This window comes from Microbacterium sp. Leaf151 (assembly GCF_001424225.1).
Lineage (GTDB): Bacteria > Actinomycetota > Actinomycetes > Actinomycetales > Microbacteriaceae > Microbacterium.
Map to the genome: position 1 here is coordinate 1,136,786 of NZ_LMOR01000004.1, position 12,603 is coordinate 1,149,388.

12 protein-coding genes are annotated in these 12,603 nt (G+C 71.6%); 6 read left to right on the forward strand and 6 right to left on the reverse strand.

Annotated features, from left to right (window positions below; translation table 11 throughout):
- Positions 1-6 precede the first annotated feature (6 nt).
- From ASF76_RS15980 to ASF76_RS16000, 6 genes are all read right to left on the reverse strand, one after another.
- Positions 7-1,635: an AtzH-like domain-containing protein gene (locus ASF76_RS15980; protein ID WP_055959794.1), complete on the reverse strand. Its 1,629-nt coding sequence runs from the start codon at positions 1,633-1,635 to the stop codon at positions 7-9.
- Positions 1,632-1,808, reverse strand: coding sequence for a hypothetical protein (locus ASF76_RS17165; RefSeq protein ID WP_156459285.1), 177 nt, complete (start codon positions 1,806-1,808; stop codon positions 1,632-1,634). The genes ASF76_RS15980 and ASF76_RS17165 overlap by 4 nt, the downstream gene beginning before the upstream one ends.
- A complete protein-coding gene (locus ASF76_RS15985) occupies positions 1,805-2,989 on the reverse strand; it encodes an acetamidase/formamidase family protein (protein ID WP_082485221.1) in 1,185 nt (394 codons plus the stop codon). Before ASF76_RS15985 ends, ASF76_RS17165 begins: the two co-directional genes overlap by 4 nt.
- Before the next feature lie 86 nt (positions 2,990-3,075).
- The gene (allB, locus tag ASF76_RS15990; RefSeq protein ID WP_055960289.1) at positions 3,076-4,410 is read right to left on the reverse strand and encodes an allantoinase AllB; all 1,335 of its coding nucleotides are present in this window, start codon (positions 4,408-4,410) and stop codon (positions 3,076-3,078) included.
- Positions 4,411-4,461: 51 nt separating this feature from the next.
- Positions 4,462-5,328, reverse strand: coding sequence for an aspartate/glutamate racemase family protein (locus ASF76_RS15995; RefSeq protein WP_235561345.1), 867 nt, complete (start codon positions 5,326-5,328; stop codon positions 4,462-4,464).
- 5 nt (positions 5,329-5,333) lie between these two features.
- Complete coding sequence (locus ASF76_RS16000) at positions 5,334-7,067, reverse strand: NCS1 family nucleobase:cation symporter-1 (RefSeq protein WP_055959797.1); 1,734 nt, start codon at positions 7,065-7,067, stop codon at positions 5,334-5,336.
- A gap of 159 nt (positions 7,068-7,226) precedes the next feature.
- On the opposite strand from ASF76_RS16000, the gene ASF76_RS16005 reads away from it, so the two are divergent.
- From ASF76_RS16005 to ASF76_RS16030, 6 genes are all read left to right on the forward strand, one after another.
- Positions 7,227-7,904, forward strand: coding sequence for a helix-turn-helix domain-containing protein (locus tag ASF76_RS16005; protein ID WP_235561331.1), 678 nt, complete (start codon positions 7,227-7,229; stop codon positions 7,902-7,904).
- Positions 7,905-8,309: 405 nt separating this feature from the next.
- Positions 8,310-8,837, forward strand: a complete 528-nt coding sequence (uraD, locus tag ASF76_RS16010; protein ID WP_055959801.1) for a 2-oxo-4-hydroxy-4-carboxy-5-ureidoimidazoline decarboxylase — start codon at positions 8,310-8,312, stop codon at positions 8,835-8,837.
- 34 nt (positions 8,838-8,871) lie between these two features.
- Entirely contained in the window at positions 8,872-9,192 is a 321-nt protein-coding gene (uraH, locus tag ASF76_RS16015) for a hydroxyisourate hydrolase (protein WP_055959806.1), read from the forward strand.
- 8 nt (positions 9,193-9,200) lie between these two features.
- On the forward strand, positions 9,201-10,385 hold the full coding sequence (gene hpxO, locus ASF76_RS16020) for an FAD-dependent urate hydroxylase HpxO (RefSeq protein WP_055959809.1): 1,185 nt from the start codon (positions 9,201-9,203) through the stop codon (positions 10,383-10,385).
- Between the two features lie 359 nt (positions 10,386-10,744).
- Entirely contained in the window at positions 10,745-11,095 is a 351-nt protein-coding gene (locus tag ASF76_RS16025; RefSeq protein ID WP_055959812.1) for a carboxymuconolactone decarboxylase family protein, read from the forward strand.
- A 4-nt stretch (positions 11,096-11,099) separates the two neighbouring features.
- A complete protein-coding gene (locus ASF76_RS16030) occupies positions 11,100-12,521 on the forward strand; it encodes a M20/M25/M40 family metallo-hydrolase (protein ID WP_082485151.1) in 1,422 nt (473 codons plus the stop codon).
- Positions 12,522-12,603 lie beyond the last annotated feature (82 nt).

Genomic DNA, 12,603 nt, shown 5'->3' on the forward strand with positions numbered 1-12,603 from the left:
GGCTGTTCACGGGGTCTCCATGGTGCGGGAGGGGGCGGAAGCACGAGACGATGCCGACAGGGCGGCGAGGCGGCGGGCGAGGCGCACGAGCGCGATGTCGGTGCCCGCACGCGAGACGAGGCAGACGCCGACCGGGGCGCCGTCGATCGTGAGAAGCGGCACTGAGATCGCCGGGAGACCGGCGATGGCCGCGGGGGCCGTCATCCGCAGGGTGGCCGCGCGCACGGCGTCGACGTCGGCGGTGCGCTGAGGTGCGGGCCCCGGGACGGTGGGGAAGACCATGACGGCACCGTCGACGAGCTCGGCCAGGTGCGCGGCGATCGGTTCGAGGCCGCTGCGCGCCGCACGTTCTTCGTCGGCGGTGATCTGCGCGGCGACGCGGAAACGCTCGGCGACCGCCGGGCCCACGGCACCGGGATGCGCGCGCAGCCACTCGCCGTCGTTGCGCCACGCCTCTGCGCCCTGCACGGTGCGGAACGCCGCGAAGCCGGCATCCAGGTCTCCCGTGTGCACCGCGCGGAAGGAGGGCGGATCGTCGGATGCCGCGAGCCCGGCTAGGAAACGCGAGAACCCTTCACGGGTGGAGGCGTCGGCGCAGTCGAGGATCTCTTCGGGGATCACGAACCGCCAGGGAAGGTCGCTGCCCGCGGCGCCGTACACGTTCTCGGTGGAGGCGGAGCCGTCGTAGCTCAGGCACCAGTCGGCCACCCGCTGCAGGGTGCCGCCGTCGCGGGCGAGCCAGCCGATCGTGTCGAACGACTGCGCGAGCGGCAGCATGCCCTGTCGGGGAACGAGGTCATGGGTCGTGCGCAGCCCCCAGAGCCCTTGGTACGACGCCGGCACGCGGATGGAACCGGCGGTGTCGGTGGCGAGGGCGATGTCGGCATGGCCGAGGGCGACAGCCGACGCCGGTCCGCTGGACGAACCGCCGGGCAGGGCACCGACGACCGCGCCGTTGGGAGGCGTGCCGTAGTGGGCGTTGTCTCCGGCGATCGAATAGGCGAACTCGTCGGTGCGGGCGATGCCGCGCAGCGACGCGCCGGCGCGCAGCAGGTCGGCGACGGCCGGGGCGGTGGCCTTCTCGGGCCGCGCTTCTTCGAGGAACGTGGGGTTTCCCGCGCCGATGCGGAAGCCGGCGATGGCGAAGAGGTCTTTCACCGCGACGGTGAGTCCTTCGAGCGGACCCTCCCACGCCCCTTGCAGGAAGGGGTCGCCGACGCTGCGCCAGATGGTGCGGTCGAGCGGGGGCGTGCGCGGTGTCACGTGCGCCGCGGTGATGAGCCACCGACCGTCGATGCGTTGCCACACCTGCGTCTGCAGGCCTCGCCCACCGCCGCGGAACTGCGACACCGACATCAGCAGGGCGACGTCACCGTCGGTGCTCGCGTCGCTGGTGGCCGTGGCGAGCGGCCGGTAGTGGACCTCGGCGATCTCGCGCGGGGGCACGCCGCCGCGCAGCGATCGGAACCCGCTGATCGCGTCATGGCCGACGAGCAGTCCCGCCGTGTCGCCGCGGAGGGTGTCGGGTCCGGGCGCGAAGAACGCGTCGAGGGCGTCGAGGTCGTTCGCGACGATGGCTCGCTCGTACGCGTCGAATGCCTCGCGCAGGTCGGCGGGGATGCCGGCATCCGTCATCGCGCGTCTCCTTCCGCTCGGCGCAGGCGGTCGAGTGTCCGCGACACGCCGTTGGCAACCCGCGCGATGGGGCGTGTCGTGGACGCTCGAGCGGGGGTCGGGGTGGCGAGGGTGGGCTCGGCGCCCAGAAAGGGCTCGGCGCGGGCCAGTGCGGCGGAGAGGGCGGGGCTCACTCGGCGTCTCCTTCGGACGAGGGGGCGGCGGACGGGACACGCGGAGTGTCGGCGGATGCCAGCACCACCGGCTCCACCGACGGGACTCCCGCGAAGTCGGCCTCGCGGATGCGCGCGTGTACGCCCGAGACGATATCGACGACCTGCGAGATGTCGAAGTCGGTCGCGGCGCTCAGGTAGGCGTAGCCCAGGTGTTCGTTCATGCCCCAGCGGCCGTGGAGCAGCGCGAGCGACGAGCGCACGCAGGCGCGCATCGCCGCATCGAGGTCGGGGTCCATCCCCGTCGGCACGAGATAGTCGGGCGTGCGCACGAGCGGCCCCGTGACCTCGCCGAACGCCGCGCGGGCGGCGTCCGCGGGGATCACCTCGAAGCGCAGCGTGGCTCGCAGCGACGCCTCGAGGGCGGTGAGCGCGACCTCGCCGTCGCCCTGCGCGAAGTGGGGGTCGCCGACGTACGCGAGCGCCCCCTCGACCTGCACCGGGAGGTAGAGGATCGTCCCCTCGACGAGGAGGTTGATGTCGATGTTGCCGCCGTGCGTGCCCGGCGGCACCGAGTGCGGGCGTTGCTCACCTGCGACGGCGACCCCCATCGTGCCGAGGAACGGGGCGAGGGGGAACGCCACGACCGGGTCGCCTCCTTCGACGACGGGGAGCGTGCCGTGCAGGATGCCGCCCCGCTCGGCGACGGCGGCGAACACGCTGACGTTGTGCTCACCACGCGGCAGCTCGCCCACGAGCGCGCCCTTGCCGTGCCGGTTCGAGATGACGCCGTAGGGCACCCGCGGAACGAGCGTCTCGACGGTGATCTTGAGCAGGTCACCGGGGTGCGCATCGCGCACGTGCACGGGACCGACGACGACGTGGGGTCCGTCGGCCATCACATCGCGCGAGACGGATGCCGCGATCTCGACGGCATCTTCGAGCACCTGCTCCCGCGGTACTCCGTGTGCGGAGAAGAAGGCGGCCGGGTCTCTGCCCTGGTCGTCGAGGATGCCCTCGTGACTGACGGTGTCGAACGTGACACTCGCACCCGACGCGATCTCGAGCACGGCGGTGTCGCTCGCGCACGGCAGACGCCCCCACAGGACGGTGTCGGGGGTGGCGCGGAGGTAGTGGTCGCCGGGGACGGCACCGACGCCGGGCTGGAGGATCGGCACCGGCGTCGCGGTGCCGGACCCGATTCCCTCGACGGGCTCAAAGACCACGGTCGCTGCGTGGGTCACGGCGACGGCCGCCCCCGAGCCGCGTAGTCCGGCCGCGGGGACGCTCACGCCTCCACCGCCGCGGGGGTGTGCAGGATCTCGCGGCCCTCGCGCTCGGTCACGGCGGCGCCGCGACGGTACACCGACTCCCCACGTAGCCAGGTCTCGCGCACGACGCCCGTGAGGGTCTTGCCGTGCCACGGCGTCACCGGGTTGCGGTACTCCAGCGTCGCGGCATCCACCACGAACGTCTCGTCGGGCGCGAAGGCGACCAGGTGGCCCGGCGCGCCCGGCTCGATCACGCCGAGCCCTTCGAGGCCGGCGATGCGGGCAGGACCGGTCGTCAGCAACGGCAGGAGGCTCTCGAAGGCCAGCCCGCGCTCGCGGGCGGTGGTGTGCACGGCCGACAGGCCGGTCTGCAGCCCCGCGATACCGCCCCAGGCGAGGCCGAAGTCGGGGTTGCCCTTGAGCTCGACGGTGGCGGGCGAGTGGTCGCTGACGATCGCGTCGATGGTGCCGTCGACGATCCCCGCCCACAGCAGGTCGCGATTGTCGCCGCCCCGGATCGGCGGGCAGCACTTGAACGCCCCCGCGCCGTCGGGAACGTCTTCGGCCTCGAGAGTCAGATAGTGCGGACAGGTCTCGACCGTGAGGCGTACGCCCTCGGCCTTCGCCGCCCGCACATCGTCGAGCGCGCCGCCGTCGGAGACGTGCACGATGTGCGCGCGGGCGCCCGTGCGACGCGCGGCGTCGATGACCCGGCGGATCGCGGCGCGTTCGCTCAGCGGCGGCCGACTGGCCTCGAAGTCGCGGTAGCGGGGTCCGAGTGCGCCATCGGGGTGCAGGTGCGCGGGGTCTTCGGCGTGCACGATGAGCAGTCCGTCGAACTCGGCGAGCTCGGCGAGGCATCGTTCGAGCTGGTCGGTGTCGAGGTGTCCGAACTCGTCGATGCCGCTGGGCGACAGGAAGCACTTGAAGCCCGCGACCCCGGCGTCGGAGAGCGCGCGCAGCGAGCCGAGATTCTCGGGAACCGCGCCACCCCAGTACGCCACGTCGACCGCGAGCTTTCCCGCCGCGGCCTGGCGCTTGGCATCCAGAGCGTCGGGGGTGGTGGTGACGGGCGAGCTGTTCAGCGGCATGTCGACCACCGTCGTGACCCCACCGGCCGCCGCGGCGGCGGTACCCGTCGCGAACCCCTCCCACTCGGTGCGGCCGGGTTCGTCGAGATGCACGTGCGAGTCGACGAGCCCGGGAAGCAGCACCGCGTCGCCGGGCAGCACGGTGGTGGCGGCCGCGTCGAAGGGCTCGACGGCGGCGATGACCCCGTCGTCGATGACGACGGTGGCGGGGCTGAAGGCGCCGTCGAGGTAGACCCGTCGGGCCGCGATCCGTGTGCTCATGTCGTTCACGCTAGGCGCCCCGCGTTTCCTGAATGTAACCGTCATCAACATTCATGCGAAAACCGGCCGCTCGCCCGCCTGGGGAGGAAGAGCGCGTGTCGGCGACCCCGGGTTGACCGCCGCCTCACCGGGGTCGGGAATGTGCACCGGGTCGTCCCCCGGCCGCCCCACTGCACGAAACGCACCCCGGTCCGCCGACACCGCACCACGCGCCGCGGTCCCGGCGAACGCCCGCGGCGGCCGCGCGTACTCGTCGCGTTTGCTGGTTCCCAGTCCCATCCGCACCATCCCGGACGCCATGCCCACCGCCGCCGCGACCCCGTCGACGACCGGCACGCCGATGCGCTCGGTGAGTTCCGCGCACAGGTCGGCCATGCCGGCGCAGCCGAGCACGATGACGTCGGCGCCGCCGGCTGCCGCGCGAGCGCCGTAGCGCTCGATGGTCGTGACCGCCTCGGATCCCGTGTCCTCGAGGTCGAGCACCGGGATGCCGGTCGCCTCCAGCGACACGCACGCCCGCTCCATGCCGTACCGGGTGACGAGATCCTCGGCCCGGCCGAGCGTGCGACTGAGGGTCGTGACGACCCCGAAATGACGACCCGACACCGCGGCCAGGTGCATCGCCGCCTCGGCGATGCCGACCACCGGGGCCTCCACGATCTCCCGCGCCGCGTCGAGACCCGGGTCACCGAAGCACGCGATGACGTACGCATCGGCCGGGTCGTGGCCGTCGCGATCAGCCGCGATCGCCTCGATGACGGCCGCCGCCGCGGCGATCTCGTCGATGTGGCTCTCGATCGCGGCGGCACCGATCTCGGGACACACGGCTTCGATGAGCACGTCGGGCCCCGCCACCTCCCGGGCGGCTTCGGCGATCTTCTCCGTCATCGCCCGGGAGGTGTTGGGGTTGATCAGCATGATTCTCACGCGAGCGCCTCGCGGGCGGTTCCGGTGCTCGACGCGGACCGTGCGCCCGGGACCGATGACGTGGCATCCGGAGCCGTCTGGGCGAGCGCCGAGCCCGACACGGGCGCCGCGGCCGTGGCATCCGGAGCCGACTGCGCGAGCACCGGGACCTCGCGCTCCTCGGGCGCGCCGACCGTCTCCACGGTGCCGTCGGAGATGCCCTCCGTCTCGCCCTCGAACGTCGGGATGCGGGGGTCGAGGCGCTCGAAGAGCAGGAACAGCACGTAGCCGAGGCCGCAGCCGATGAACCAGCTGTAGTCGCTGATCGCGGCGACGTTGAACAGTCCCAGGTCGGCGAACAGCTTGGGGAAGATCGCGATCGCGACCGTCGGAACACCCGCGGCGATGACGGCCTTGACCGCGTTCGGGTTGAAGCCGTTGCGGTACCAGTACGGGCCCTCGGCATCCATCGTGAACATCGCGTCGACCTTCACGCGCTGGCGGGCGGCGATGTAGTACCCGGCGATCAGGATGCCGAAGAGCGGGCCGATCAGCGCGCCCAGCACGCCGAGCGAGTAGTGGATGGCGTCGGCGTTGGAGTACCAGTTCCACGGCATGAGGAAGGTCGAACCGACGGCGGCGATCATGCCTCCGGCACGCCACGAGATCTTCTTGGGCGCGACGTTGGAGAAGTCGAACGCGGGTGAGATGAAGTTGGCGACGATGTTGATGCCCACCGTGGCGGTGACGAAGGTCAGGCCGCCGAGGAGGATCGCGAAGGGCGTGTCGATGCGCTCGACCGTCGCGATGGGGTCGGTGATGAGCGAACCGAAGACCGGCACGGTCGCCGACGCCGTGATGACGGTCAGGAGCGAGAAGAAGAGGAAGTTGATCGGCAGACCCCAGAAGTTGCCCTTCTTCACCGCGGCGAAGCTCTTGCCGTAGCGGGCGAAGTCGCCGAAGTTCAGCATCGGGCCGGAGAAGTACGACACGACGAGCGCGACCGCGGCGAACATCACGGGGATCGAGGCCCAGAAGTCGAGCTGGGTCGTCGAGAGGGTGAACGAGATGTTCTGGATGCCGGCCTGCGACACGAGGTAGATGGCGAGCACGATCATGACGAGGTAGACCGCCGGTCCCGCCCAGTCGATGAAGCGGCGGATGACCTCCATGCCGTTCCAGAACAGCAGGAACTGCGCCGTCCACAGGATGGCGTACGAGATCCAGCCCAGGGCCGACAGACCCGCGAACGACACGTCGAGCAGGGCCGCGGAACCGGGGATGAACTTCAGGAAGACGATGTTCAGCGACTCGGCCGCGAGGAACGTCTGCACGCCGTACCAGGCGATGGCGATGAGGCCGCGGATGATCGCGGGGATGTTCGCGCCCCGGATGCCGAACACCACGCGGTTGATCACGGGGTAGGGCACGCCCGTCTTCTGGCTGGGCTTGGCGACCATGTTGGCGAAGAGCTGCACGATGCAGATGCCGGCGATCAGCGCCACCAGCACCTGCCACGACTGCAGTCCGAGGGCGAAGAGCGAACCCGCGGTGACGTAGCCGCCGACCGAGTGCACGTCGCTCATCCAGAACGCGAAGATGTTGTAGCTCGACCACTTCTGCTTCCGCAGCGGGGCGAGATCCTCGTTGGCGAGGCGGTCGTCGTAGTGCGGCAGCATGTTGCCGCCTCCGTGGGGGTGGCCGGCGGCCTCCACGAGATCGTGGGGGCCGGTGAGCGGTGTCGTCGTCATGTCATTCCTCTCAGGACGATGGATGCCACGACGTGGAGTCCGCGGCCGGAGTGGAGCTCTGATGTGAAGTTATGGGTTCACACCACTCCCTTGGTTTCGCTCATGTAACAGGCGTGTGAAGTCACACCTTCACGCGAGAGGTCTCCTTAGACTCGGGGCATGACGCAGCCCGCCGCCGTAGACGATGCCCGCGTCACACCCGACGACGCGGCCGGCTCCGGCTCCGGCTCCGCGATCGCGCCCGCAACCCTCGACTCGGGCGCGCCCGCCGAGGCTTCGGTCGGCGCGCGCATCCGGGACCTGCGCCAGGCCCGCGGCATCTCCGCCCGGGCGCTCGCGAAGACCCTCGGCATCTCCCCCAGCGCCGTCTCGCAGATCGAGCGAGGCGTCATGCAGCCGAGCGTCTCGCGCCTCATCGCCATCACCGACGCCCTCGGCGTCCCCCTCGTGGCCGCCTTCGACCCGGCATCCGACCGCCCCGTCGACCCCGTCGGCCCCTCGGGTTTCACGCTGCAGCGCGCGGGCCAGACGCCCGACATCGTGCTCGACAGCGGGGTGTCGTTCCGCCGCCTCACCCCGGGCAGCTCGCCCGGCGTCGACTACTTCGAGTCGATCTACCCGCCCGGCGCCGCCGCCCACGGCGCTGACGGCCTGTTCCACCACGAGGGCTACGAGGTCGGCACCGTCGTCGCGGGCGAGCTCACGATCGACTTCGAGGCCGAGCGCGTGATCCTCCGCGCCGGGGATGCCATCAGCTACCCCTGCTCGGTCCCCCACCGCCTGCACAACACCGGCGACACGGATGCCGTGGCGCACTGGCTGATCGTGCACGCGTAACTGATCGCGCTTTCGCAGCATCCGGCCCGGGCGCGGTGGGCTGCCCGTCCGGTGGGCGCGCGCGCGGTGGGTGGCGCGCGCGGCGTGCCGCCCTTCCGGGGCGCGAAATGTGCACCGGGGCGGCCACCGCACGCCCCACTGCACAAAGCACGCCCCGAACCCCACCAGCGGCGCGCTGCCGTGCCAGGCGTCGAAGGCGCCGACACGGCGGGCCGCCCGCGCGGGGCGCGAAATGTGCACCGGGGCGGCCGCAGCACGCCCCACTGCACAAAGCACGCCCCGAACCCCGCGGCGGCGCAGGAGCTACCGGTCAGGATGCACGCGCACCCCGAAATGTTCCCCACAGCAACATCGCTGACACATCCCGCCACAGCTCTGTAACGCGCGCCGCCTAGCCTGGTCGGCATGCACCTGCAGGAGTTCCATGCCCTCGACGACGCGGATGCCGCAGCGGTTGTCCGCGTCTGGGCCGACGTGCCGGGGTGGGTCGACGCCGTCGTCGCGGGTCGTCCCTACGCGAACGTCGACGCCCTCGCCTCGTACGCCGGCGACCTCGCTTCGACGTGGTCGCCGGAAGATCTCGAGGCGGCGTTGCACGCCCACCCCCGCATCGGAGGGAAGGTCTCGGGCGACGGCGCCGAGGCCTCGGCATCCCGTGTCGAACAGGGCTCGATGGCATCCGCCGCCGATGACGACGTCGCCGCGATCGCCGCCGGAAACGCCGCGTATGAGGAACGTTTCGGTCGCGTGTTCCTCATCCGCGCCGCCGGACGCGCGCCGAGCGAGATGCGCGCGGAACTGGAGCGACGTCTCGGAAACGACCCCGCCACCGAGACCATCGAGGCCACCCGCCAGCTCGCCGAGATCGCCCTGCTGCGGCTGCGCACGACCTTCGCCGACGACGCCCCCGCCGAACCCGAGGCCGCGGAATGAGCCCCCGCCCCACCGACGCCCCGGAGGGCACCGAATGACCCACCTCACCACCCACGTCCTGGATGCCACGACGGGCACGCCCGCATCCGGTGTCACCGTGACGCTGGCCCTCCTCGACGGCGCGACGATCGAGGAGGCGACCACCGACGCCGACGGTCGCCTCAGCCTCGGCCCCGACCGCCTCGACGACGGTGATTACGCGCTGACCTTCGGGACCGGTGCCTACTTCCGCGCGAACGACGTGCTCTCGTTCCACCCCGTCGTGACCGTCGCCTTCACCGTCGACGGCGACGCGCACCTGCACGTGCCGCTGCTGCTGAGCCCGTTCGCCTACTCGACCTACCGCGGCAGCTGAGGAGCGTCATGAAGGTCATCGTCATCGGAGCCGGCGTCGGCGGCACCTCCGCCGCCCTCGCCCTGCAGAAACTCGGCCACGAGGTCGTGGTCTACGACCGCATGCGCGAGAACCGCCCGGTCGGGGCGGCGCTGTCGCTGTGGTCCAACGGCGTGAAGGTGCTCAACTGGCTCGGCCTCGGCCCGCAGGTCGCCGCGCTCGGCGGGCGGATGGACGACATGGCGTACTACGACGGGCACACCGGCGACGAGCTCTGCCGCTTCAGCCTCGCGCCCGTCACGGAGCAGACCGGCCAGCGGCCCTACCCCGTCGCCCGCGCCGACCTGCAGCAAATGATGATGGATGCCGTGGGCTCGGCGAACATCCGCCTCGGTAAGCAGCTGGTCGCCGTCGCCGACGACGGACGGACGGTGACGGCCACCTTCGCCGACGGCTCCACGGACACCGCCGACCTGCTGATCGGGGCCGACGGTGCCCGCTCGCTCGTGCGCGACTACGTGACCGAGCCCACCGGCATCCGTCCGCAACGGTCCTATTCCGGTTACGTCAACTACAACGGCCTCGTGAAGGCCGACGAGCGGATCGGGCCGCTGGATCAGTGGACCACCTACGTCGGCGACGGCAAACGGTGCGCGGTCATGCCCGTCGCGGGCGACCGGTTCTACTTCTTCGTCGACGTACCGGGCCCCTCGGGCGTGGTGGAGGACCGCATGGCCGCCCTCGAGGCCGCGTTCGGGTCGTGGGGCGCCCCCGGCGTGCGGGCGCTGCTCGACGGCATCGACCCCGACGAGTCGCTGAACCGCGTGGAGATCTGGGACATCGACCCCTTCGACACGTGGGTGCGCGGGCGCGTGGCGATCCTCGGCGATGCCGCCCACAACACCGCTCCCGACATCGGGCAGGGCGCGTGCTCCGCGCTGGAAGACAGCTTCGCCCTCGGCATCGTCTTCGCGACCTCGACCCTCGGCATCGAGGACTCGCTGAAGCGCTACGCGCGCATCCGCACCGAGCGGGCCGGCGACCTGGTGATGCGCGCCCGCAAGCGCGCTCATGAGACCCACGCCTTCGACCTCGCCGCGACGCAGGCCTGGTACGACGGTCTCCGGCGCGAGGACGGCACCGGGGTGATCCGGGGCATCGTCGGCAACATCGAGGGAAGCCCCGTCGAGCTCGGGGCGAGCGTCATGCGCTGACGCCCGGTGTGGGCTGCGTCCCACGTCGGGCTGGCTGAGGGGTGGATGGGCAGCCAGGGCGGGGACACGGTCCGCGCAGAGTGGGACACGCGTCGCGCGCGGCGGAGTGATCGCCGGGACGTCGAACCGCGTCCCACAAAGGGCTGGCTGAGGGGTGCGCAGGCAGCCGGAACTGGGACATGGTCCGCACACAGTGGGACATGGGTAGCGTCGGAGGCCGTACTGGACGCCGCACTCGATGCCGCGCGGAGGCGCGCGGAACGTGTGACCCCGCGTGACGCGCGCACGGCGTCGGCCCACACGACCCGTGGCACCGTGGGAGGCTACCCACAGAACCCGCGACGCCTCCGGGAGGCAGCATGTCCGAGTACTTCGACCGCACCGCCGACAAGACCTACACCAAGGTCTACAAGGCCGAGACGCCCGACATCCTCGCCGCGTTCGCCGCGTTCGACCAGGCCGTGTTCGCCCCCGAAGGACGCGCCATTCCGCTGAAGTACCGCGAACTGATCGCGCTGGCCGTCGGCATCACCACACAGTGCGTGTACTGCATCGACGGACACTCGCAGAACGCCGTCAAGGCGGGGGCCACCGAAGCCGAGCTCGCCGAGGCCGCGTGGGTCGCGACCGCCATCCGCGCCGGCGGCGGCTACGCGCACGGACGCCTCGCGTTCAAGCTCGCCGACGACGCCCGCCCGCACCAGCACTGACCTCATGACCGACGCTCCCCCGCCGTCGACCGACGCCGTCGAACCGGGCGCATCTCGGACCGCCGAATCCCCGTCCGGTGCGGTGCGATCCGAGAGCGCCCACCCCCGCACACGTGGAACGCGCCCATCCGAGCCCGGCGCGCCCGATTCCGACGCGCTCGAGGCCGAGGCCCTCGCGCACATCCGTGCCCTCATCCGCATCGACAGTGTCAATACGGGCGAAGCGTCGACCATCGGCGACGGCGAGACGCGCGCCGCACGGTATGTGCAGGAGCAGCTCGACGAGGTCGGCTACGACACCGTCCTGGTCGAGCCTCGGCCGGGACGCGCGAGCGTGATCGCGCGTTTGGCCGGGTCGGATCCGGATGCCGGGGCCCTCGTCGCCCACGCCCACCTCGACGTCGTGCCGGTCGACGCCTCGGATTGGACGTACCCGCCCTTCGGCGCGGAGATCCACGACGGCATCCTGTACGGCCGCGGCGCGGTCGACATGAAGGACTTCGCCGGCATGCTTCTCGCGATCGCCCGCGCCTTCCGGCGGGACGGCGTCGTGCCCCGCCGAGACCTGATCTTCGCCTTCTTCGCCGACGAGGAGGCCGGGGGCGTCTGGGGGGCGAGGTGGCTCGTCGAGAACCGGCCGGAACTCTTCGCCGGGGCGACGGAGGCGATCAGCGAGGTCGGCGGCTTCTCGATCCCCCTGCCCGGGGACCGACGCGCCTACCTCGTCGCCACCGCAGAGAAGGGCGTGACCACTGCCATCCTCACGGCGCGGGGTCGCGCAGCGCACGGCTCTCGCCCCACCGCCGACAACGCCGTCGTCCGTCTCGCCCGCGCCGTCGCGGCCGTGGGCGAACACCGCTTCCCCGTCGAGAGCACCGCCACGCTCGAGCGATTCCTCGACGTCTACACGCGCGCGGGTGGCGATGTCGACGACCTGGGATTCGCGGCATCCCTGATCGACGCGGGCAGCCGCAACACGGCCTCGCCGACGGTGCTGGTCGCCGGGGGCAAGGCGAACGTCATCCCGGCCTCGGCGAGCGCGACGCTCGATGTGCGCGTCGTGCCGGGGCAGGCCGAGGCGGTGCGGGAGCAGCTGGCGGCTGTCGTCGGCGACGACATCGAGGTCACCTGGGCGCGTGACATCCCGGCCATCGAGGCTCCCGCCGACGGACGACTCGTGGGAGTGCTCCAGGATGCCGTGACCGCCGAAGACCCCGACGGCACGGTCGTGCCGTACCTGCTGCCGGCCAGCACCGACAACAAGCACCTGGCCCGCCTCGGCATCCGGGGCTACGGGTTCGTGCCGCTGCGCGTTCCGGCGGACTTCGACGTGTTCGGGCAGTTCCACGCCGCCGACGAACGGGTTCCCATCGACGCGCTCGCGTTCGGCACGCGGGTGACGGCGCGGATCCTGCGCGAGGCCTGAGCCGCTGCTCCGCCTCGCCGCCCTCGTCGGGCGCGGGCCGAGGAACATGCGGGCCAGCGCCTCGCCGGCGTACTCCAGCCCA